Genomic DNA, 21,465 nt, shown 5'->3' with positions numbered 1-21,465 from the left:
TGAAGGTTACTGCCAGCTTGAACAAAACTAACATGAAGCGCACTCAATCCTGATTACTCTCCGTAATCACAGTGGTTGGCGGCAAAAATGAGATTCTCCCTGCTACCTTCAAGATTTCCCCAGGCTACGATCGGATCATAAGGTTGTTTAGTGTTGATACGAAACTCAAAATCTGAAACCTCCAACAGCCATTTCTTAACGAACTCAGTTGGGATCGCAATGCTGACTGCGCTCACACGCTTATCCATCTCAAAGATATAGGGCCTATCATACTGAAGGGCGAAAGCACTAGACTTCAACTCTACAGTATTCACAGCCTGTTTCACTGCTTCTAGAGGACCGTGAATTTCCATAGCGAGAAACAGCGTCCCAGGAACTTCCTCAATGCAAAACTGATTTATCTGCATTTCTCGCTCGTCATCGGCAACAGGACGATAAAAAGCTCTCCACCCTCGGAACCAATTGTCCAGTCGCCAGAACTTTTGTGGTTCAGGTTTCTCCCCGAGAAACGCTTGAATCGCTCTTGGTTCACTTTTTTCGAAGTTAGTGTTTTCTGTTCCGGGGTATCTAGAAATACCCCACCCATCGATATCTTCCCTCGAAAACCAAAGCATGTCTTCTGGTCGAGTCGCAGTCACAAATGCAGCGACCGCACCATGTGAAACGCCATGTTGAAATGCATGTTGAGCAAGTAATTCGTTGCACTCTTGATCTGGCAAATCGTCTACCGCGCATGAGTGCTGACCAAACAGACCAAAAGGTTCCATCGTTCGATATTGACCGGCAATGAATACAACTGACGCACAAGCCGATGCGCAACTCGCACCATTTGGGATAATCGTATGAAATGGGCGATTTCTCAGAGCGGCCGAAAAAATTAACGCCTCCATCACGCTTCCACCGGGACTGTCTAATAAGAGTATGGGGAGACCATGCGCCGCGGGTTCCGCAAATTCGGACAACTCATTGAATTTCTTAGTCGTTCCATATTCTATTGGGCCAGTTAGTTTCAGCGCCTTGACGCCGTTCCACTCAACTATCGAGAAACCACCCTCGATGTGATTGTTAGATTTCGGCACCTTGCCAGTTTGCGCCCCGGTCGCAGAAGCCAAAAGTGTCCCCATAAACAATACTATCGCTAACTTAGTGTATTCCAACGGGCTAGTACTCCTTCGTCGATCTCCAAACCGCTAGTTACTCTGCAACGTGAATTTAGCCGATGTTATCTTTGGGCCTGTTGAGACGTATTAACGACACCAAATTTCACAATGTGGCTTCATAGTATAGCTGAGGTTTCCACTTGAAACTGTCCTTTGCACCGGTATTTCGGATACTTGACTAGCGGGGCATAGGTTTGCCTTCCTCCAACGCGCCTCGAGCGTCAGCCACACAGGCGACCCGCTAGGTTTGACATTTTTCATTTGGGAGTGCCAAAAAGCTAGAAGGGACCGTCTGTACTTTAGCAATCCCGCTCTAGCGATTCAGGTTGTACTATGCACACATCAAAGTCGGTTTTTTATAGCCGATCACTGTAAAGCTATCTTGTGGATTTGGTTTCGCGAACAAAGTGTAAAGGCACTCCGAATAAGTCGTTCCACCACCGTACGTGTAGGCAGTAGCGCTGTTTCCGTAGCCGTATACATTTGTTGTCGTTGGTGCCGTGTAGGACGTCGTGTTGCTCCACTGAAACGCAAACCGGCCATCTGGGAGTTTGACCACGTTATCTGGCTGACCGTAGTCGAGTATCACATCTGTAATGTCTCGCCCGACATATGATTGCATTATTGACTCAGCGCAGCCTGAAAGCACTAGAAGTACCCCGGCGAAAACTAGTCGCTTGAACATTTTCCACTATCCCATTTTTTGTTTTTTCTTTTTGAAACCTGAAAGTAAGCAACATCGCGATAACTCTCAAACGGTTTCGAAGTGAGACTAACAATTGTTGATAAGTGGAGCCAAGTAGCAACTTGTCGCAATGGATACTTAGCAGCAAATATCGAGCTGCAAAGACACATGGAAATACCCTCAGTTAAGCCATTGTTAAGCGGGTTGGAACCTGTATTCCGGTTCTCACAAAGCCCCGAAGCGACTCATCTGGTCAGGTTCCGCACGTTTGATTGTTGATGCTGGCCAGCCGACGAGTGTTGACCGTCAGTACATTTAAGGAGTACATCATCATCTAGGCAGCGACTGGAAAGCGCTATAAAAACAAGGACCTTGCGGTGAAGTTATGAGAGTTCGAGTCTCTCATCACCCACCATTCTCTCCCTACAATGTACCAAGGACCTACGCGACTGGCACCTAGTGTTGTGCTGCGCGTGAAACTGCGTCCGCTACGCCTTGGCTGCCCTGAAACGAAAAAGATGTCTCCGAAACAGGAGATTTGGGCCATGGCAACAATCCCAAAACGCCCGACCTACGCAGACCAGGGTCAGGACCCGCGGGACACTTTTCGGATTGCTGCAACATGTATCAAAGGGCTTCGTGAGAGGTTTGCCCGTTGCGCGCGCCGTGTGGTCTTGCGAAATTGCAAAACCGCTCTCCTTCGTCCTGCGGATCATTTTCCTGCAACACTCTGAAATAGTTTCCTTTGATGCCCCAAGCAGCGTAACCTTAGATAAGTTTTGACGGCGCCGGTCTGGGTTTGCAGGCTTGTGACGCAGAAAACCGAGGGAGTGAGCATGCATAAGGTAACTATCGTCGGGGCCGGGATCGCCGGGCTCACCGCAGCTCTTCGTTTGTTGGAGCGGGGATACCACGTCACGCTGTATGAGCAGGACAATTTCATTGGTGGAATGTTGCGGTCCCATAAGGAGCACGACCACGGCGATTATCCGCGCGAACATAGCTATCACATGCTGTGCAATTGGTATTACAACTTCTGGTCGGTCGCAGAAGACCTGGGAATTGAAGACAACTTCACACCACGCGAAGCCTTCAAGTTCCTCTATGACGGTGATCTCGACAACATGCCCGAAATGGTGAACCCCGGCGGCATTCAGGATTTTTACCGCAACCTCACCGGTGGCGCAGCGCCGCCTGCTGAACTCTTCCTGTTCATGTATTCGATGGTCGATCTGCTTTCGATCCCGGACAGTGAAGATGACAAGCTTGACCGGATGTCGTTCAACGGCTGGCTGCGCGGGCGGCCCTATTGCACCGATGAGGTCGCCCAACTTCATGAGAAGATCTGGCAGACCGTCTGGGCCATCGACAGTTGGCAAGCCTCAGCGCGCAGCTACAAAACATTCCTGAAATATGGCAACCGCGTTCCCGTTCCGCAGCTCTGGCTGTTTGATGGGTCCAAGAAGGACACCCTGATTGATCCTTTCCATGCCAAGCTCAAGCAGTTTGGTGACCGGTTCGAACTCAAATACCGTCACCGACTTCGCGAAGTTCACCCCAGTGAGGATGGAACTCGGATCGAGCGGCTGGTGTTCGACAAGGTGACCAAGTCGCCATCGGTTAATCCCGATTGGAAGGTCGCAAAGAAAGACATCGTCGAAGATATAAGCGATGAGAATGTGATCATCAGCATTACACCTGGTGGGATGGCATCGATGGTGACCGATGATTTGTACAATGCTGACCCTGCCCTGGGCCAGTTGCGATATCTGGAAGCCGAACCGATGGCGTCGGTGGAGCTTTATCTCAAGCGGAAACTACCCGGCATCCCTACGGAAGTGGTGGTTTTCATGGATACGCCCTATGAGATGACGTTCCTCAACTACTCGGCGACATGGGGCCTCAAAAACACCTTCCTTTATGTGACGGTATCGGATTTCAAATCGCTGTTGTCTGTAAAACCCGAACGCCGAGACGAAAACCAGAACCTCATTCTGGATCTCAAAAACCCCAAAACCGCGATCGACTATATTCTGCGAGAAATCACTGCCAAGTTAGAGATAACCGAGGCCGATATCGATCTGTTCCAGACCTCTGTCGACACAAATACGGGCGAAGAGCTTTTTGCCAATCTAACCGGTAGCTGGGAACATCGCCCCGAGGTCAACACCAAGTTCGAGAACCTGTTTCTTGCCGGGACTTACGTCAGAAATTTCGCAGATGTTTCGACCGTCGAAGGAGCTTGTGCAACAGGGCTGATCGCAGCTGAAGGCGTCCGTCAGGCCGCGCAAAGAGAACCGGACAAAGGCGATGCAGGTAAACCGGTAGAGGTGATCACGCCCGATTTCTATCCCAGTCAGATGTTTCAGACGCTCAAGATCGCCTGGGCACCTTATGCCGCCAGTGCCAAAGCCTGGACGCTTGCGGACAAAGCGCTGGGGATCAATAAGCTTTGGCCACCGAAAGACTTCAAGTTTCCGAAGTCAAAATTCACACCGAACCCCGAGAATCTTGGTTCGCTGTTTACGGATTGGCTGCCTGCAAGTAAGTGGAACGAAAAGACTTTGGGCCTGGGTCCAATGTTCTGGAACTATACAGAAGACGGCAAGCCCCGTAAAAAGTAACAAAGAATACCTCGCACGAATAAGAGACGACTGATGACTACTAAATCAATTGCGGCATGGCTGAACGAAATTGGCCTGCCACAATACACCACACTATTTGATGAGAACGGTATCGACCTGGACATTCTTGAAGATGTGACCGGTGACCATCTCAGAGAAATGGGTGTCACGGTGTTGGGTCATCGGCTCAAGATCAGCAAGGCAATCACCGCGCTGAAACCGGATGCGGCGCAGCCCAGACCCAGCGGTGCCATGACGGGCGAGGAAAGCGCCGAACGGCGACACCTCACCATTATGTTTTGCGATCTGGTCGGCTCGACCGCCCTGTCGGCGCGGCTTGATCCCGAAGACTATCGCGACCTCATGGCGCTGTATCAGGATACGGTCTCGCAATTGGTTAAAGAGGCCAGAGGGCACGTGGCCCAATACCTTGGCGACGGCGTTGTGGTCTATTTTGGCTACCCGGTTGCGCAGGAGGACGCGGCAGAACGCGCGTGCCGCGCGGCTTTGGAAATTGTCGAGGCCGTCGCCGCGTTGGATACTGCAGCCGGTGAACGCCTACAGGTGCGCATTGGCATTGCAACCGGGTTGGTTGTGGCCGGTGATCTTGACCAGAACGGGGTAAATTCAACCTCAGCAGTGGCCGGCGATACGCCCAACCTTGCAGCCAGATTGCAGGGTCTGGCAAAGCCGGGTCAAATTGTCATTGGAAAAAGAACTCAGTCTCTGTTGGGAGATATGTTCGTCTATGAGGCGCTGGAAAACATCCATCTGAAGGGGTTTGAGCCCGGCCAGGTGGCGTGGCGTGTCATATCCACAGCTCAGCGCCAGGACCGGTTCGCAGTTACATCGGCACGGCGGCAGCTTACGCCTCTGGTCGGGCGCACGCCGGAACGAACGCGCCTGATGTCGGCCTGGGAGGATGCCAAATCTAAGAAGGGGAGTGTTTGCCTTGTCTCAGGTGAGGCTGGCATCGGCAAAAGCCGCCTCACATATGAGGTGGTGGATCAGGCCAAGGGCGAAGGTGCCACCGTTCTTCACCTGCAATCCGCACCCTACTTTGAGAACACGGCCCTGTACCCTATCCGCCGTCAGATCGAAACCGTGCTCGGGTTCAAGGAGGACGATGACAGCGAAGCCAGGCTGGACAAGCTGGAAAAACTGGTCGTTGCCGAAGACGATCTGAACGAAGCCCGCGCGCTGATGGCGTCTTTGTTTTCGCTGCCCTGTGACAGGTATCCGCCGCTGAACCTTTCGCCCGAGTTGCAAAAGACCCGCACGATCGACATGCTGATCGAGCAGGTCATCGTTCTGTCCAAGCGGGCACCATTGTTGGTGCATTTTGAAGACTTGCACTGGATCGACCCTACATCGCTGGATTTGTTGACCAAATTTGCCGCCAAACTCGCCGATTGCCAAATCCTACTGCTTGTGACCTGTAGGCCGGAATTTACTCATGACTGGCAGGTGGGTCACCTGGAAACCTGCGAACTGGCGCGTCTCAAGCCAGCCGAGGTAGAAGAGCTGCTGGACAGTATGACAGGATCGGATGCCTTTTCGGCCGAACAGCGCCAGCAATTGCTGGAACGGTCGGATGGCGTACCGCTTTTCGCCGAAGAACTGACCCGCTCTGCGATAGAATCCAGAAACAGCGCGGATTTGGTGCCTGAAACCTTGCAAGATAGTTTGATGGCGCGCCTCGACAAGTTGGGAGCGGTCCGCGAATACGCCCAGATCGGAGCCGTGATCGGCCGGGAATTCGATGTCGACCTGCTGTCTCAGGTGACCGGAACCCCGTTGCCGGAGCTCTCAGACTCGCTGTCGCAACTGGGTGACGCCGACCTGGCATACCCTGACCAAACCGGTCACAGCCTAATGTTCCGCCATGCGTTGATTCAGGAAGCGGCATACCGCTCCATATTGCGACGCCGGCGGCAGCAATTGCATGGAAAGATTGCCGAAACGCTGGAAGAAAAATTCCCTGAACGTTGCAAGTCCGGTCCGGAACAGGTGGCAAACCACTTTGTTGCCGCCGGACTCGGTGACCGGTCTGTCCCCTACTGGCTGACGGCAGGCAAATCCGCGTGGGGCCGGGCTTCGATGAAAGAAGCGCTCGCTCAGCTCAGCAATGGTTTGGAATATGTTGGAGAGGTCGATGACCTGACGGATCGCGCAAAGCTGGAGCTGCAACTGCAGTCGACCATTGGCGTGGTGCATTTTGCGGCGACCAGCTACGCCTCGCCACAGGCGCAGACCGCTTTTGAACGCGCCCGCGAGCTGTTTGTGGATGTTGACGATCCAGACCTGCGCGTCGCGGTTCTATACGGGATCGGGGCCTTCGAAACCATGCGTGGTGACGTGAGCTCGGGGCATGATACCTTTGCGGCGCTTGCTGACGAGGCGACGCGCAGCGGCAATACCCGCTATGAAGTCTATTCCGCCTCGATGCAGACTTGGTCGCATTTCAACCGCGGCGATTACGCCGAGTCGGTGCGCTATGGCGAACGTGTTCTACAGCTCTATGATGAGGGCATATGGGACCAGCCGGGGCCACGCCTGTCGGCCGCAGAACCCAAGGTGATTTCAGAGTGCTTCCGGGCGGCAGCGCTCTGGTCCCTGGGTCGACCGGATCAGGCGGTGAAGGTCGGGAACGACATCCTAAATTACACCCGGTCGCTGCCTGACCCCTATTCGCTTGTCTATGCTCTTTCGAACGGGGTGATCCGCATCCATGACTGGAACGGTGACTGGGAACAGGTCATGGGCCTGACCGAAGAATGCAGCGCGGTTGCCGGAGAGTATGGGTACAGGTTCTTGGGTGTCTGGGCTTCCTTCTGGCGCGCCCGGGCAATGGCGCAACTCGGTCAACTGGATGAGGCCGAAAAGATCACGGCCACGGCCGTTGCCGCCTGCAAGAATGCCGGGGTCCATTACCACCGCGTCTGCTTTGAAGCCAATCACGCACGCCTGCTGTTGGCACAGGACCGGATCGAGGATGCCGCCCGGGTTCTAGACGATCTTGACCAACCACTGCAGGTTGGGGGCGAATTGAACCACGTACTGGACCTGAGCCTAGTCAAAGGGGAATTGGCACAGAAGCGTGGCGATACCAGCAGCGCCGAGCAGCACTATCGCGCTGCTTTCGACGCAGCCCTAAACCGGTCAGCTTTGGCATGGCAACTGCGCGCCGCGCTTGGGTTGGCATCTTTGCTGCCCACCAAAGACGCACAACGCACGCTTATCGAACCGCTGGTGGCGCAGTTCGAGGAAGGGTTCGACAGCCAGTATCTGAAGGCAGCGCGCGCCTATTTGTGATCAGCGGGCTTCGCCCAAAGCGCGTGTGCGATCCACAAGTGTGATCAGCTTTTTGGGGTTCCGGGCAAATCGTCTGGCCTCGGCTATTGCGCTGGCGGCGATCCGGTCCAGTTCGGCCTCGGCTTCTGGCAAAGCGGCGCGAAAGGCCTCGGCCAGCGCGTCGTAATTGCCGGGGTTCGGATCGCGGAACATCTCGGCAATTGCAGGTTCGCGTACAGCTATCGCAGCCGGCAGGGTTAGAATCCCGTCGCGAATGTCCTCTTCACCGCCGCCACCTAGGGCTTCGGTTCCACGCACGTCGGACACGTCATCGCAGGCGTGATAGAGGGTGCCCAGCAGACCACCGAAATGGCGCAACCCCTCGCTACGGTCGCCGAGACAAGCAGCGACCTCGAACATCGAACCGGTGTCTTCCTGCGCCAGCTTGCGCCAATCCTCGACGCCGCGCGGCATCGTGCGGCTGTTCCACTGCGCGATCTCGGCCGCGCCAAGCCGGGACATCAGCTCGGACAACAACCCGACCACCTGCGGCTCGGTCGCCATCATCCGATAGCCTTCCGCAACCATGAACCCGGACGTCATCAGCGCCGCAAGTTGCCCAAAGGCCGTGTGCATGGTCGGTTTGCCGCGCCGTTCGTCCGACTGGTCCAGAATGTCGTCTACAACCAACGTCATGTTATGAAACAGCTCAAGCGTTACGGCTGCCTGTATGGTTTCATCCGTGATCTCCTCGCTGCCGACAGCCGTCTGACAGGCAAAGATGGTCAATGGGCGAAAATACTTTGAGCCGGCCAGAAACTGTTCTTCCAACTGCGGCCGCATCTCTGCGGGTGTGGATTCAACCCACGCGCCGATGGCAGTGCGCAACCGTTCGGTTTCAGATTCAAATCCCAGTTCCGGTATCACCCAATCGGCGCGGGCACCTTCGTTATTCATGGTTTGGATTTTGCATAGCGATGGGGGCCTTCCCGGTCGTCACCCTCGGGGCCGACTGACTTGCGAAGCTCAGCCTCGATTTCCATAAGATCACGTTGCAACAGTTTTGCCTCACTCAGCGACAGATCCGATATCTCGCGCAACACGGCACGGGCCTTGTCCAGCACGATCAGCTGTCTGGCTTCCACTGACGGGCCATCTGCGCTGGGTATGGTTGCTTCGATCGCGTCTGTCCCTTGGGTCGAGACGATGGTCGCAATCTGCTGCCAATACCGCAAAGCTGAACTGAGCCACCGGGCTTGCGCCTGCGCAAGCAGAAACATCACATCGGGCTCGACCCGTGCACCCTTTTCGCTGTAGTCCCGCAGCGACCCCAGAACACCCTCAAGCGCTTCCAGATACATCGCCACCATATCGTCAATCGAGCCAGGGTTCCCAAACTCATTGCGTGATGATCCGTCGTCTTGATCCATCTTGCTACTCCATTGCCCCCATCGTCATAAAGTTTTGTAGATTCAGTGTTTTGCTACCGATCTTCACTGTATATTCACACCGCGTTTGGGCATGGGTTGATTTGATTTTCAGTAAAACAAGAAGATCGGCGCGCAATCAAGTACCGAGATATGTTAACCATCTATTAACCTTGGGGATCTGCCGTCTGCATAAGAAAAAAGCACCCGCCCCACGGGTTTTGGTTCACGTTACGCGAAGGGCGATACGAAACAGATTTGCCGCGATCCGCCGGGGCGAAGTTCGTGACAATGAGGCTTTTCGACAACTGCGTCACGCAATGTTTCTGGGTCTCGATGCGGCCCTGGCGGTGGTCACCAGATAAAATGGCCCAGCAAAGAAAGCATTCGCGGCATGGGATCGACCGAAGGTTCGACTGGGAACTGTGGGGTGGATAAACTGCCCGCTATTTGGGCTTATTCAGGCATCGCTTGCCATCAATATTCCCGCCGCGCAGTGCTGGTCCAAAACGCGATCCCATGTCTGATCGCCTCGTCGTTAAAATCATACGACGGGTTATGAAGCGGCATCGAATTGTTCCCTTCCAATCCGTTGCCCATCAGGATGAAGGCCCCGGGGCGGTGCGCAAGAAACTCTGCAAAATCCTCGGAGAATCCTACCCGACCGTAATCCGCATCAACGCTACCAACATCACGAGCGGCACCCGCGATCATGTCTGTGGCTCTGGCATCGTTCACCAATGGCCGGAAGGAAGTCGAGTAATCAACCTCCGCCTCAGCGCCTTGTGCTGCACATACACCGGCGACTATGGCGCGCATTCTTCGCTCGATATTCTCGGACACATCTCTGGAAAAGCCCCGACAATCCCCCCGTAGAGTTACGTTGCTAGGCAGAATGTTGCGCGCGCCGTCTGTCAGGAACTCCGTTACGGAAACCACTGCATGCTCGCTCGCCGGAACCGAGCGAGAGACGATCGATTGCAACTGCTGCACAATTGCGGCCCCAGTCACAATCGGATCAACGCCTTTTTCCGGCATCGACGCGTGCCCGCCCTGACCCTGAACGCGTATCTCAAAATTATCCTCGAACGCGCAGAATGAGCCCCTTTGCGTGGCAAAGCGCCCAAGCTCCATTCCGGGCATGTTGTGAAGGCCGAAGATCGCGGCCATCGGGAAACGTTCAAACAAACCGTCCGCGATCATCGCGGCTGCCCCGTTTCCGTTCTCTTCGTCCGGCTGAAAGATGAAGTGAATGGTGCGGTCAAAAGACGGGTCCGCCGAAAGCTCCAGCGCGGCACCCAGCAGCATGGTGCTATGGCCATCGTGGCCACATCCATGAAACTTGCCTTCCGTTCCCGAGCGGTACGGCAAGTTGGTGGCCTCTTGTATCGGCAGCGCGTCCATGTCGGCTCGAAAACCGATTGCGGTTTCGTCCGGACCACGGCGCAAGGTGGCCACAATTCCCGCGCGGCCCACACCCCGGGTGACCTCAAGTCCCGCGCGTTCCAACTCCGCCGCGATCAGATCCGACGTCCGGTCAAGGGCGAAGCCTGTTTCCGGGTGGGCATGCAGATCACGGCGAAACGCAACGAGATCAAGCATCGGGAACGGCCCCTTCGGACAGCACGATCAACGGCAATTTAGCCTCGTCCGTCAACAAGGCTGCAAGCCCCGCTGCGCCAGACGGCGTGGTGGAAAAGCCCAGATCGCGCGCATGTTTTACAGAGTCCACGGCCTGCAGGTCAGTGACCGTAACCCAGTCATCGGCGCACCGTTCCAGAATTTCGAAAGCCAGCATAGAAGGCGTTTTGCAATCCAGACGCCCCATATTGGAAACCGGGCCCTCAACCGTTACGATCTGTCCCGCCCGGGCGCTTTCGGCAAGGCAAGGGGCCGCATCAGGTTCGACCACTATGATCTTTGGCTGAACCGCCCAGGTGGACCGGATCATGTAAGCGATCCCCGCAGCCAGACCACCAACGCCTGCCTGCAAGTAAACGTGGCTTGGCCAATTTCCGGAGCTTTCCAACTCTGTCCGCATTTCTTCGGCGATGACGGTATAGCCTTCCATTACCAACCGCGGAGGTTCGGTATATCCAGGCCAAGATCCATCGGCGAGGTGGATTGCGCCGGACGCCTCGGCGTCGGCTATGGCTGCCGCAACGCTCGCCTCGTAATCGTCACCCGATCGGACAACTTCCGCGCCTTTGTCCCGCAGGCGAATTGCAAAATCCTCTGGCACTGTTTCGGCAAGGTGAATGCGGGCCTTTGCGCCAAACAGCCGCGCTCCAGCCGCCACGGCCATGCCATGATTACCTGCACTGGCGCAGACAAAAATCATCGTGCGTGCGATGGTTTTTATGGAATCATCCAAATAGGCGTTTGCTTCCAAAGGGCGGCCGACGCGCGCTTCTATCAGCTTGGCAACAGCGTAAACGCCTCCGAGCGCTTTGAAAGCGCCCAATCCCATCCTGTTGGTTTCATCCTTGATCAGAATAGGTCTGTCTTGGAGACTGCGCGTCTCCAACGGACTTGGTTTATAGGCGGGGCATGCAGCCAGCAGAGCCAGCGGTTTTGCAACATCGAGTATCGTTGGATTTTTCATACAGAAAGTTGTACACGCGAAAGATGATCTATTATGGTCAATTCTCCTTAATTTTCGGGAAATTTTCTCACACCAAGGGAAATTCGCATGAAACTTGATCAGCACGACCGAAATCTGCTTCAGTTGATGCAAACCGACGCCAAGATAGGCCTCGAAGCGCTTGCGTCAGAGACGGGCTTGTCCGTGGCCTCCGTTCAGCGGCGGTTAAAGGCGCTCAGAACCTCGGGCGCAATTCTTTCAGAAGTCGCGATCGTTGATCCCAAAAAGCTAGGTGTCGCGATGAGCTTCATTGTCATGGTCGAATTGGAACGCGAGCGTCAGGATCAGATCGACGCATTCTCACGTCAGGCGCAATCAGAGCCTATGGTACAGCAGTGCTATTACATCACCGGAGACGCCGACTTCTGTCTGGTCTGCACAGCAAAGGATATGGATGATTTTCAGGAACTCACGAAGCGACTGTTCTTCGACAACTCAAACGTCCGTCGCTTTCGCACATCTGTTGTCATGGGGAGAAAGAAAGTCGGTTTGGGCATTCCTGTTCAGGACGTTGGGTTAGAATAATAAGAATCAACATTTGCGTCAGCTACCGCTTCAAAGCGGCCCTTCGAATGGTGGGCAGCAGATGTGTTCATGAACCAGCGCCACGCGTCCTCCGGGTTAGGGCCCAGATTGGGCCCCTCGTTATTTTTCCCAGTGCGGGACCCAATCCCCGTCAAGGCGAAGTGACACGCCAGCATTGTCTTCTTCAAGCTTCACTACATGCAATTCGCCCTTGTCGCCCCCGTATTTTTCGCGGGCCGCTTCGAATTGCGTGCATACCAGCCGTGTGGCAGGGGCGGCGGTGCCGGCGTCGTCGCAGGCCTCAACGATCAGGCCCAGATCCTTTTGGCACAAGTCCAGTGTAAAAGACGGATCATAATGTCCGGCAAAAACGGACGGGGCGTCGTGATGCATGCACCAGCTTTCGCTGGCCCCGATCTTAAGCGCGTCCCAGGCTCGTGACAGATCGACACCTGATTTCACCGCCATGACAAGTGCTTCACCCATGGCTGTCGCGTGGATGGCCCAAAGCTGATTGCTGGCCAGTTTCGTCACGGACCCGCTGCCGCTGGGACCCATGTAATGAAGCGGACCCATCAGTTCCATCACGGGGCGAATACGCGCGACGGTCGCCTCATCCCCACCTGCAAATTGGGGCATGTTGCCGGTGCGTGCACCATCGACGGCACCTGTGACCGGCGCATCAATCAACTGTACACCGTTTTCAGCAAAGGTGGCGGCAAGCTCGCGCACAAAGGCGGGTTTGTTTGTTGTCATATCCACCCAAACCTGCCCCGCGGACATGGCGGATCGCAGCCCATCGTCGCCACCTGCCACTTGTTCGATTTGTTTTGGTCCAAAGACCATGGTGAACACGATGTCCGCCGCTTGCGCGGCTGCCGCAGGGGTCTCTGCCCACTTCGCCCCAAGCGCCAGGTGCTCTTCTGCCCGGTTCCGATCAAGGTCGCAGACCGTCAGGTCATGCCCGCCCTTGATCAGATTCAGGGCCGCCGGGCCGCCCATGGTGCCAAGCCCAATAAATCCAATGCGCATCTTCGCCGTCCTCGGGGTTAGTTATATTGCTTAGGCATTCAGGATGGTGTCGGTCGAACATACCTCACCAAACTCACCCTGCAGATTGGCAAGCGTGACGGAATGGATCTGTTCGGCGCTGTGGGTCACTCCGTCCGGCCCGGTCGCGTCATAAGCCCAGACGGCGTCAGAGGCATAGACCATCTCAAAGCCCAGACTGCTTGCAGAGCGCGCGGCAGACTCGGCACAGTGATTGGCCGTGGCCCCGCAAATGACCACACGCTCAATATTGTCGGCGCGCAGATCAGCTTCGAGCGAAGTTCCGGCGAAGGCGCTGGAGACGTTTTTGATGATCACCGGCTCGTCCCCCTGCGGTGCCGCAAAGGGTTGAACAGCCGCGCCTGGCGCATCCGCATGAAATGGATCGCCCGGGTCAAGCCCGTGGTGATGCACATGGACGATCTTGTCACCGTGCGCGCGAAACCGGCTGAGAAGCCGGCCGATATTGTCGCCTGCCTCGGGGCAAGATCGCACGGCACCGGCGGCATCCTCATGAGCCAGTGCCATTTGCACATCAATGACGAGTAGAGCAGTTTTCATGGCTTGGTCCTTTATGCGTTGATGTTGGAGGCTGCGCGTTCCGCGAGGATATTTTTGACACGATCACCATAGATCCGGATGTTGATGTCGTCGCTGATCACGCGGCCTTCCTGTTCGTCATAAGTCATGATCGCGGTGACACGGGGGGTCGACCCTTCGACCTCTGTCACCCCGTGCAATGAATAGCCACCGCGAAACAGGGTAAAAGTACCGGCACCCCGGTCAAACTTCTGCGCATGGGAATTATCACCAGCAAGCAAACGATCCACCGCCTCGCGGTCTTCGGCTTCGTCGGTGCGCGAGTTTGGCAAGAAGGCAAAATCACCCCCGGTTTCAGCGGCCTGCAACAGCAGCGTCACGGTGCATTCCGTCGTATCATAATGCCAGGCGTGCCAGCTTCCTGGATGCAGGGCGACGACATTCAGCGCTTGAAACTCATCGGCGCAGCGATGCAGCACCTCTTTCTTTTGGACGCGGCGCACAAAGTCCGTCAAACGCGGCGACTGATAAAGCCGCTGAATAAGCGTTTCATTCGGCAGCTGATCATCCGCCAATTGCGTCGCAACATGCGTATATTCCTTACGACGCGGATCATCCTTGGGCAGCGACGGGTCAATTGCGCCCTGATAGATGTTGCGTTTGATGGTCAGTACGTCAGCGGTGGGTAGCAAGGCGTTGGATTCATCGGCCAGAGCTGCCAGTGCCTCGGGACGGATGAACCCATCCAGATTGCACCAGCCATGTTCCTCCATCTGGTCCTGACAGGTCTTGAGAAACGCAGCGCCTTCGGCACTTTCCACATCCGCAATGGGATAACGCTCCAGATCCACAAGGCTCAAAACCATGTCGGTGGCTGCATCTAGATTGATCTCCGGCATAGATCGCTCCCTTTTGTCTGGTCGGCTTCGTCGTCGGTTGTTTTTGTCTAACTGCCGACCAAAATGAAGGAAAATGAAAGAATTTGCCTCCATGCACATAAAAAACTTATGAATGGGCAATGAAAAGCAATCTCAACCTGAACTGGCTTCGCACTTTCGAGGCCGCCGCACGTCATTTAAGCTTTACCGCCGCCAGCCGAGAGCTGGGGCTGACACAAACGGCTGTCAGTCAGCACATGAAGGCGCTGGAAGGTCAGCTGGGGCAGAAACTGTTCATTCGCAAGGCCAAAAGCCTGCAACTGACGGAAATCGGCCGAGTCTATTTGATATCGGTCCGGGATTCACTGGAACACATCGCATTTTCCACAAACGGGTTGTTCGGGCCTGCCTTAGAGACGACGATCGTTGTGCGGGCGTCGGCGGCTATGATCATTTGGCTGGCGCCGCAACTTGCGACCTTTCAGACAGCCCATCCCGGTATCGGGATCAAACTTGTCACCTCTCTGTGGCAGAGCGGCGAGCAAGGGCATCCCGTGGACATTGACATCCTGCTGGCTCCGCAAACCCATTCCGACACGCGCATGGTCAAGCTTTCCGATGAGTTCATCGTTCCAGTTTGCGGTGCGCGCACCGCGCCAATGATCAAAACACCCGAGGACCTGATGGCGCACGCTGCCATCCACGTTCTGGGGTTTGACGACCATTGGGCGCGGTATCTGTCGGCCCGTGGTCTGCCCAATGCTGATATATCCCCGCGCCTTATCGTCGATACCTCAGTTGCCGCCTGCGAATTGGTGGCCGCGGAAAGCGGCTGCACTATTATGATCAACCGGTTCGCGCAGCAGGCCATCGCAAGCGGCCGCCAGATCAGAATTGTCGGTGCCCCCGTTGATACAGGCCAGGCCCACTACGTCTTGCAACACAAAACAGGTACGGCGGGATTACACATTTCGACCGCATTTTGCGAGTGGCTACAAACCCGTTTTTGACGACCGCCCTTAAAACGCGAATGCATCCTGGGGATCAAGCGGGACATGACCACGGCCTTGCCAAGCCGTCCTTGGCAAGGCGCTTGAAGCGGGTAGCCCAATCTGGGGCCAGGTCGTGCAAAACAAGCTGTTTGTGTTTTGAGATCTTCGATGGATCGCCTCCTGAATTTGCGCCAAGCCTAAACGCGCCTGGCATCATGCGCGGGCCTCAATTGGTTCAAATCGGCCCATCACAGGCCCAATTTCCTTTGTGCATCCAGCCCTAGCGACTAGTTTGAAATTATGGACTCCGTAGCCCAACTGACAAACTGGATGATCACTGAAGGACGCCAATCAGGCGATCCCGTGAAAGTGGTGTCGCATTTCTGCTCGTCCTTGATGAAGGCGGGTGTCCCGCTCTGGCGGGTCAATATTGGCCAGCGCTTCGCCAATCCCCTACTCATCGCTTGGGGTGTGGTTTGGACACCTGATGGAACCGAAAGCTATGACGTCACACATGAGACGATGTTGACCGACGGGTACGTTGGAAGCTCATTTGAGTATATTCTGGAACACCGAAAGCCACTTCACAAAAGTCTACGCCAGCTGGATTCAAAGACAGAGCATTCATCCTACCTGGAATTCGCCGAGCAGGGCGGCACCGACTATTATGCCACCCTGCTTTATTACGGCGACAGATCACTACACGGCTGCACATTTGTTACCCAAGCACCAGAAGGGTTCTCACCACTGCATCTGAAATTGATCGAGGACGCGCTGCCCGCGCTGTCTTCGGCTTTGGAACCTGTCACAATGCGCAAATCGTCCAAAGGCCTTCTGAGAACCTACCTTGGCGATGGACCCTCGGACAGCGTTTGGAACGGGCGCATCAAACGAGGGGAACGTACAACGCTTGAGGCCGTGGTCATGTTCTCAGATTTGCGCGGCTTTACGGCGCTATCGGACAGCGCACCTGAAGAGGAAGTTTTTGACGCGCTGAGCGGATACTTCGATCTAGTTGTTCAGTCAGTGGAAGAGAATGGAGGCGATGTTCTTAAATTTATGGGTGACGGTATTCTGTCGATTTTCACCATCGCCACGCAAGCTGATCGCGCTGACCGATGTCGCAAAGCTGCGTATGCAGCGCAAAGTGTTTTGGCTGGTCTGACCACCCTCAACTGCAGTCGCGCGGAAGCCGGAAAACCGGCTCTAGACGTTGGTATCGGGATCAACGCAGGGCAAGTCAGTTATGGCAACATCGGCAGCCCCGGAAGACTGGATTTTACTGTACTTGGTGGCGCGGTGAACGTCGCCAGCCGAATTGAGGGTTTGACAAAATCTATTGGCCGAAGAGTTTTGGCAACGTCAGTCGTTGCTGGCGCTTCGGATGATCTGTTTGCTCCTTGCGGGTTTCACGACATTCGTGGCGTTGCGCATCCAATTGAGCTGTTCGCCCTCGTCGAGCAGAAGCTCTGAGGCGCGGCGGCATGCGGAATGACGGCCCCTATAGTCAGACCCTGGCTTTTTCGAAGGCCGCCCAAGCGGTCTCAAAAGCGTCAAAATCAAACCCTGGCTGACTGGCTGCATCCAAGACGATGCGTTCTGTCACCAATAGCTTTTGGATTGCGGCTTCTAACTGATCGACGACATCATCGGGTACGACCAACGCGCCATGACGGTCGGCGTGCACCAGTTCACCAGGATTAACTGTCAGACCAAAAACGGAAACCGGTGTATCAATCTCGCGGACGTGCACGAAACCATGGCTTGGCCCGACGGAACCGGCGACGACCGGGAAACCCTTGGGTAAGTCCCCCAGATCACGCATAACACCATTGGTTACCACACCAGAGATACCGAACCCCTTGTGGACGGATGTATTGATTTCCCCCCAATAGGCTCCGATGCAATCCGGATAATCCAAATCCTCGATCACCGCGACGCACGGATTGGCCGCTTCGGCCATGTATTTGTAATAGGCCATACGCCGGGTCTTGATGACCTCAGGCGGTTCGGTCGGTGGATTGACTGCCGCGATTTTTGCCGTACGGGCATAGCCGACGATCGGAGGTTCCTCTGGCGCTGAACACAGCATGGTTCCGCGCGTGAAATCATCGAACCCGCGCTTGCCCTGCGCCACTTCAATGGCATTGCAGACGGTGGGGGTATCGACCTTGCGAAGCAGGGACAAAAGGGATGGCGTCATGTGTCCTCCAACCAACGGATCAAGGCCGCTGTGGTTTTTTGGGGTTGTTCCAATGTCGGCAGATGCCCGGCGCCTTCGATGATCTCCAGCGCGCTGTCTGGCAATAGATCGTGCATCAACTGGTGGCGTTCAATGGGGCACAGCCGATCTTCTTGCCCACACAGAACCAAAGCCTTTCCCGTGTAAGCTGTCAGCGTCACGCTTTGGTCCGGGCGATCCATCAGCGCCTGCGATTGGCGCAAGAATACGTCAGGGCCCAAGTCGGTGGCCATTGCCATGCACAGATCCAGGATAGCCCCCCGGTTAGGCCCGTCGGACAGGTAACTGGGCTTCATCTCGTCCCGCATCACCGACCTCAGCTTGCCGTCGCGAACGGCTGCAATCTGGGGCGCGCGGCGGGCTTTGACCTCTGACTTTTCGGCCAGTGGATTTGTGTCGAGCAAAGCCAGGCGCGAAACACGTTCCGGGGCCTGACGCAATACTTCCATTGCCACGATACCGCCCATCGACAATCCTACCAGCGCAAATTCAGACGGCGTATTTTGCAGAATGTCATCTGCCATTGCCTGCACGCTGTCGTGTCGCGACAACGGGAATGTCATCACAGGCATCCTGCCTGACAGTGCGTCGATTTGCGGGCCAAAAAGGCGGGCGTCACACATCATACCCGGCAAGAAAATCACGGGTATCATGCCGAGGCCAGCTTGGCCCCCTCAGATAGCGCGGCCAACTTGGCGTAGGCGATCTGAGGGTCAACCGCGCCGAAGCCCGCAAAGGTGCCAAAGCCGCAATCGCTGCCTGCTATCACCCGGTCCGCGCCGACGATTCCCGTGAAACGTTCGATCCGTTGGGCCACAAGCTGGGGATGCTCGACGAAATTGGTGGTGGTGTCGACCACCCCGGGGACCAGAACCTTGTCATCTGGTATCTCAGATTTTCGGTCACGGAACACGGTCCACTCGTGGGCGTGACGCGGGTTCGAGGTCTCAAAGAGGACATAGCGCGATTTGGTCGCCATCAGGGTGTTGAACACCTTGTCCATCGCAATGTCGCAGCAATGCGGACCCTCATAGTTGCCCCAGCAGATATGCACCCGCACGCGATCCTGCGGGACGTTCTGAAGCGCGTGGTTCAGCGCCTCGACATGCATATCGGCGATTTCGACGAACGCGTCGTCTGAAAGGTCTGTGAACAGCATATGGCGCGACAAGGCCAGGTCGGGACAATCCAGTTGCAGATCCAGACCTGCGGCCACGATGGTCTCGTATTCCTCTTTCATGGCATCGGCCAGCGCGGCCAGATATGCCTCACGCGTGGAGTAGAAATCGTTCTGCAAAAACAGTGAGATCACGCCCGGGGACGCGGCATTCATGAAACCGCGCTCGACCCCATGCTGCGCCATAGCCGCTTTGAGGTTGGCGATGTCCTTCTCTAACTCGCCCTGCCCTTTTGATCGCACTTCTCCGGTGCACATTGGTCGGGCGTATTGCGGCGTGCCGCCGTCATTGGCCAGCCGCTGCAGAAAGCCGGGGAACTTCTTCAAATCAGCAGGCGCATTTCGAGGGCTGTCGCCGGAAAACCCGGTGTAGCGGTCCTTGACATAGGTTGCATAAGAAATCTTCGAAGTCTCACCGTCGCTGACTATATCAACGCCGGCTTCGACCTGTTTGCGCACCGTTTCAGAGACTGCGGCGGTCATACACGTGTCAAACGCGGCTGCTTCATAAGGTTCGCCGTTTTCCCTGGCAAAGATAAGATCCACGACGTCCTGTGTTCGGGGCAAAGACCCAACATGTGTGGTTTTTACGGCCATAAAGACCTCCTTACAGTTTTCGTGCCATCAGCACAGTATGGCTTTGCGTTTCGGGGTCTTCGGCCAAAAAGCCGGTCAATTGCAGCCCGTTCTCTTCAAGGCACGTTGCATAACCGGCCGGGGACAACGAGGCGTGATAGACAAGCTCTGATCCGACCGTACCGCTGACTTCCCCAGCGCGTGGGCCTACGGTCAGCATCAGCATTCCACCGTTATGTAAATGGCGTGCCATGCGGGTGATGCAGCCCTTCTGCTCATCTGCCGTCAGGTGAAAAAAGCTGTTCCAGGCGATGATCCCATCGAATTGCTGATCCAGCTCAAAATCCCGCATGTCAGCCATCCGCCAATCCCCGTCCGGCCAGCGTTCTTTGGCGATTTTCAGCATGGCTGCGGAAAAATCGACACCCGTGACGTCAAACCCTTCGGCCATAAACCAGCGCGCAATGGGATCGCCTGTGCCACAGCCCAGATCCAGTACGTGGTCACCCGGTTTGAGGCTGGCCGTGAAGCGCGCCAGCCAGCGCGCCTCGAAAAGGGCTTTTGAGCGGCGCTTGTCATACTCTGTGGCTTGCCGCTCATATATGGCTTGGGTGTCGTTCGGGTCTGCGCTCATCCTGTCCAGGTCGCTCCTGCCGGTTCATCGGTTGCAGTGATCCGGTACAGGCCCGCCTGCCCGGTCATTGATGGCTGAACGCTATAGGATTCACCGGGCAAAACTAGAGCCGTGTCACCTGTCGAAATTGTGGTTTCGTGCTCGTCGATCGAGATATGCCAGTGACCGCTGGCTGGCATCAGAACCACAGGTTTATCCGCCGCAATCGGTTCGGTCACAGAGGACCCCCGGCCAAGGAAGTCTACCGCAAACCCCGGCTTATCCTTGATCAACCCGCTCTCACCAATCACCTGCGCAGGCTTATTGGCCGACAACGCCATCAGATCCCAATACCGTGCAACATATTTGCCGACGACATCCTCAACCGGGACCTCAGGGTAGCCCTTCAACTGCTCTTCGGTCAGCAAGGGCATTGGGCGCACATTATGAGGCAGCTCCTGCCCTTTCTTGGTGTCGTAAAGAACGCCATTGTCGCCCAGCATCAGACCATGCGCCTGCGCATCTTCAATGACCTGAGGGGCCCAAGTGACGCCTCCGCCCGCGTCGTCTCCGCCCAGGATTGCCATGATCATACCGTAGTCCTGGCCAACGTTTTCAAAACCACGGAAGATGCCGGTCGGGATGTTGAAAATATCACCCTCCTCGGCGATGAACTCACCGGCGGTGCCATAACGGCCCCAGAAAAAGCGCCAGCGACCTTTGGCAACAAAGAAAACCTCGGCCGTTGTGTGGCTGTGCAATGAGTTCCGGCATTTCGGCGGTTGACCGGCGGCACCGATGTTGAAACCGATCTTGTCGGTGATGTGCACGTGTTGATCCGGGGATTCCGAGACACCACCGCCGATGATCGTGAAATTCTCTTTCTGATCGCTGCCCGGCGTATGGGCATCGATAAATGCGGTTTTACAGGGTTGGAGCTCGCCGTAGCGGACAATGCGGGAAGTGATGGCTGACTTGGTCATGACGTATGATCCGATTTTTTGTTTTCAGGAATGCAAGCTCGTGTGCTCTGGCGGC

General features: G+C 55.8%; 18 protein-coding genes. 5 read left to right on the top strand and 13 right to left on the bottom strand.

Annotation, left to right across the window (positions count from 1 at the left end; genetic code table 11):
• Window positions 1-53: 53 nt before the first annotated feature.
• Window positions 54-1,157 carry a hypothetical protein gene (locus tag AC2FJE_RS15335; RefSeq protein WP_496761113.1) on the bottom strand — a complete coding sequence of 368 codons (1,104 nt, stop codon included), beginning with the start codon at window positions 1,155-1,157 and terminating at the stop codon, window positions 54-56.
• Window positions 1,158-2,681: 1,524 nt separating this feature from the next.
• On the opposite strand from AC2FJE_RS15335, the gene AC2FJE_RS15330 reads away from it, so the two are divergent.
• Both AC2FJE_RS15330 and AC2FJE_RS15325 read left to right on the top strand, forming a co-directional pair.
• Entirely contained in the window at window positions 2,682-4,469 is a 1,788-nt protein-coding gene (locus tag AC2FJE_RS15330; RefSeq protein ID WP_496756224.1) for an FAD-dependent oxidoreductase, read from the top strand.
• A gap of 33 nt (window positions 4,470-4,502) precedes the next feature.
• Window positions 4,503-7,784 carry an adenylate/guanylate cyclase domain-containing protein gene (locus AC2FJE_RS15325; RefSeq protein WP_496756226.1) on the top strand — a complete coding sequence of 1,094 codons (3,282 nt, stop codon included), beginning with the start codon at window positions 4,503-4,505 and terminating at the stop codon, window positions 7,782-7,784.
• Here the strand turns inward: AC2FJE_RS15325 and AC2FJE_RS15320 are convergent, their stop codons facing one another.
• The 4 genes from AC2FJE_RS15320 to AC2FJE_RS15305 all read right to left on the bottom strand — a co-directional run bounded on the left by AC2FJE_RS15320 (window position 7,785) and on the right by AC2FJE_RS15305 (window position 11,795).
• Complete coding sequence (locus AC2FJE_RS15320) at window positions 7,785-8,720, bottom strand: polyprenyl synthetase family protein (RefSeq protein WP_496761112.1); 936 nt, start codon at window positions 8,718-8,720, stop codon at window positions 7,785-7,787.
• Window positions 8,717-9,193, bottom strand: coding sequence for a hypothetical protein (locus tag AC2FJE_RS15315; RefSeq protein ID WP_058273394.1), 477 nt, complete (start codon window positions 9,191-9,193; stop codon window positions 8,717-8,719). The genes AC2FJE_RS15320 and AC2FJE_RS15315 overlap by 4 nt, the downstream gene beginning before the upstream one ends.
• Before the next feature lie 474 nt (window positions 9,194-9,667).
• Window positions 9,668-10,792 (bottom strand): M20 aminoacylase family protein, encoded by a 1,125-nt coding sequence (locus AC2FJE_RS15310; RefSeq protein ID WP_496756230.1) that lies wholly within the window; start codon window positions 10,790-10,792, stop codon window positions 9,668-9,670.
• A complete protein-coding gene (locus AC2FJE_RS15305) occupies window positions 10,785-11,795 on the bottom strand; it encodes a pyridoxal-phosphate dependent enzyme (RefSeq protein WP_496756232.1) in 1,011 nt (336 codons plus the stop codon). The genes AC2FJE_RS15310 and AC2FJE_RS15305 overlap by 8 nt, the downstream gene beginning before the upstream one ends.
• Before the next feature lie 87 nt (window positions 11,796-11,882).
• Between AC2FJE_RS15305 and AC2FJE_RS15300 the strand changes: the two genes are divergently transcribed.
• A complete protein-coding gene (locus AC2FJE_RS15300; protein ID WP_496756235.1) occupies window positions 11,883-12,359 on the top strand; it encodes an Lrp/AsnC family transcriptional regulator in 477 nt (158 codons plus the stop codon).
• Window positions 12,360-12,479: 120 nt separating this feature from the next.
• Here AC2FJE_RS15300 and AC2FJE_RS15295 read toward each other — a convergent pair whose 3' ends face one another.
• From AC2FJE_RS15295 to AC2FJE_RS15285, 3 genes are read right to left on the bottom strand one after another with little or no spacing between them, the layout of a single operon-like run.
• Complete coding sequence (locus tag AC2FJE_RS15295; protein ID WP_282120218.1) at window positions 12,480-13,391, bottom strand: NAD(P)-dependent oxidoreductase; 912 nt, start codon at window positions 13,389-13,391, stop codon at window positions 12,480-12,482.
• A gap of 30 nt (window positions 13,392-13,421) precedes the next feature.
• Complete coding sequence (locus AC2FJE_RS15290) at window positions 13,422-13,970, bottom strand: isochorismatase family protein (protein ID WP_109312362.1); 549 nt, start codon at window positions 13,968-13,970, stop codon at window positions 13,422-13,424.
• Window positions 13,971-13,981: 11 nt separating this feature from the next.
• A complete protein-coding gene (locus AC2FJE_RS15285; protein WP_496756237.1) occupies window positions 13,982-14,848 on the bottom strand; it encodes a HalD/BesD family halogenase in 867 nt (288 codons plus the stop codon).
• A gap of 119 nt (window positions 14,849-14,967) precedes the next feature.
• On the opposite strand from AC2FJE_RS15285, the gene AC2FJE_RS15280 reads away from it, so the two are divergent.
• Window positions 14,968-15,837 (top strand): LysR family transcriptional regulator, encoded by an 870-nt coding sequence (locus tag AC2FJE_RS15280; protein ID WP_496756239.1) that lies wholly within the window; start codon window positions 14,968-14,970, stop codon window positions 15,835-15,837.
• Between the two features lie 312 nt (window positions 15,838-16,149).
• Window positions 16,150-17,292: an adenylate/guanylate cyclase domain-containing protein gene (locus AC2FJE_RS15275; protein ID WP_282169718.1), complete on the top strand. Its 1,143-nt coding sequence runs from the start codon at window positions 16,150-16,152 to the stop codon at window positions 17,290-17,292.
• Window positions 17,293-17,326: 34 nt separating this feature from the next.
• Here AC2FJE_RS15275 and AC2FJE_RS15270 read toward each other — a convergent pair whose 3' ends face one another.
• Genes AC2FJE_RS15270 through AC2FJE_RS15250 form a run of 5 tightly spaced genes read right to left on the bottom strand, consistent with a single transcriptional unit; the run spans window position 17,327 to window position 21,410 of the window.
• Window positions 17,327-18,022 carry an RraA family protein gene (locus tag AC2FJE_RS15270; RefSeq protein WP_282169719.1) on the bottom strand — a complete coding sequence of 232 codons (696 nt, stop codon included), beginning with the start codon at window positions 18,020-18,022 and terminating at the stop codon, window positions 17,327-17,329.
• The gene (locus AC2FJE_RS15265) at window positions 18,019-18,714 is read right to left on the bottom strand and encodes an alpha/beta fold hydrolase (protein ID WP_496756248.1); all 696 of its coding nucleotides are present in this window, start codon (window positions 18,712-18,714) and stop codon (window positions 18,019-18,021) included. Before AC2FJE_RS15265 ends, AC2FJE_RS15270 begins: the two co-directional genes overlap by 4 nt.
• On the bottom strand, window positions 18,711-19,835 hold the full coding sequence (locus tag AC2FJE_RS15260) for a cobalamin-independent methionine synthase II family protein (RefSeq protein ID WP_496756249.1): 1,125 nt from the start codon (window positions 19,833-19,835) through the stop codon (window positions 18,711-18,713). The genes AC2FJE_RS15265 and AC2FJE_RS15260 overlap by 4 nt, the downstream gene beginning before the upstream one ends.
• Before the next feature lie 10 nt (window positions 19,836-19,845).
• Complete coding sequence (locus tag AC2FJE_RS15255) at window positions 19,846-20,448, bottom strand: class I SAM-dependent DNA methyltransferase (protein ID WP_496756251.1); 603 nt, start codon at window positions 20,446-20,448, stop codon at window positions 19,846-19,848.
• Window positions 20,445-21,410 carry a cupin domain-containing protein gene (locus AC2FJE_RS15250; protein WP_496756253.1) on the bottom strand — a complete coding sequence of 322 codons (966 nt, stop codon included), beginning with the start codon at window positions 21,408-21,410 and terminating at the stop codon, window positions 20,445-20,447. Before AC2FJE_RS15250 ends, AC2FJE_RS15255 begins: the two co-directional genes overlap by 4 nt.
• Window positions 21,411-21,465: the final 55 nt, after the last annotated feature.

It is taken from the genome of Ruegeria sp. CDSC002 (genome assembly GCF_059610905.1).
Note: the sequence above shows the minus strand (reverse complement) of the source record. Positions and strands in the feature narration are given on the sequence as shown.

Bases quoted from the DNA above. Each gene is read 5' to 3' on its own strand.
- AC2FJE_RS15290 (WP_109312362.1), bottom strand. From the start codon at position 13,970: ATGAAAACTGCTCTACTCGTCATTGATGTGCAAATGGCACTGGCTCAT.
- AC2FJE_RS15320 (WP_496761112.1), bottom strand. From the start codon at position 8,720: ATGAATAACGAAGGTGCCCGCGCCGATTGGGTGATACCGGAACTGGGA.
- AC2FJE_RS15305 (WP_496756232.1), bottom strand. From the start codon at position 11,795: ATGAAAAATCCAACGATACTCGATGTTGCAAAACCGCTGGCTCTGCTG.
- AC2FJE_RS15315 (WP_058273394.1), bottom strand. From the start codon at position 9,193: ATGGATCAAGACGACGGATCATCACGCAATGAGTTTGGGAACCCTGGC.
- AC2FJE_RS15295 (WP_282120218.1), bottom strand. From the start codon at position 13,391: ATGCGCATTGGATTTATTGGGCTTGGCACCATGGGCGGCCCGGCGGCC.
- AC2FJE_RS15250 (WP_496756253.1), bottom strand. From the start codon at position 21,410: ATGACCAAGTCAGCCATCACTTCCCGCATTGTCCGCTACGGCGAGCTC.
- AC2FJE_RS15325 (WP_496756226.1), top strand. From the start codon at position 4,503: ATGACTACTAAATCAATTGCGGCATGGCTGAACGAAATTGGCCTGCCA.
- AC2FJE_RS15285 (WP_496756237.1), bottom strand. From the start codon at position 14,848: ATGCCGGAGATCAATCTAGATGCAGCCACCGACATGGTTTTGAGCCTT.
- AC2FJE_RS15270 (WP_282169719.1), bottom strand. From the start codon at position 18,022: ATGACGCCATCCCTTTTGTCCCTGCTTCGCAAGGTCGATACCCCCACC.
- AC2FJE_RS15300 (WP_496756235.1), top strand. From the start codon at position 11,883: ATGAAACTTGATCAGCACGACCGAAATCTGCTTCAGTTGATGCAAACC.
- AC2FJE_RS15280 (WP_496756239.1), top strand. From the start codon at position 14,968: ATGAAAAGCAATCTCAACCTGAACTGGCTTCGCACTTTCGAGGCCGCC.
- AC2FJE_RS15265 (WP_496756248.1), bottom strand. From the start codon at position 18,714: ATGATACCCGTGATTTTCTTGCCGGGTATGATGTGTGACGCCCGCCTT.
- AC2FJE_RS15310 (WP_496756230.1), bottom strand. From the start codon at position 10,792: ATGCTTGATCTCGTTGCGTTTCGCCGTGATCTGCATGCCCACCCGGAA.
- AC2FJE_RS15330 (WP_496756224.1), top strand. From the start codon at position 2,682: ATGCATAAGGTAACTATCGTCGGGGCCGGGATCGCCGGGCTCACCGCA.
- AC2FJE_RS15275 (WP_282169718.1), top strand. From the start codon at position 16,150: ATGATCACTGAAGGACGCCAATCAGGCGATCCCGTGAAAGTGGTGTCG.
- AC2FJE_RS15255 (WP_496756251.1), bottom strand. From the start codon at position 20,448: ATGAGCGCAGACCCGAACGACACCCAAGCCATATATGAGCGGCAAGCC.
- AC2FJE_RS15260 (WP_496756249.1), bottom strand. From the start codon at position 19,835: ATGGCCGTAAAAACCACACATGTTGGGTCTTTGCCCCGAACACAGGAC.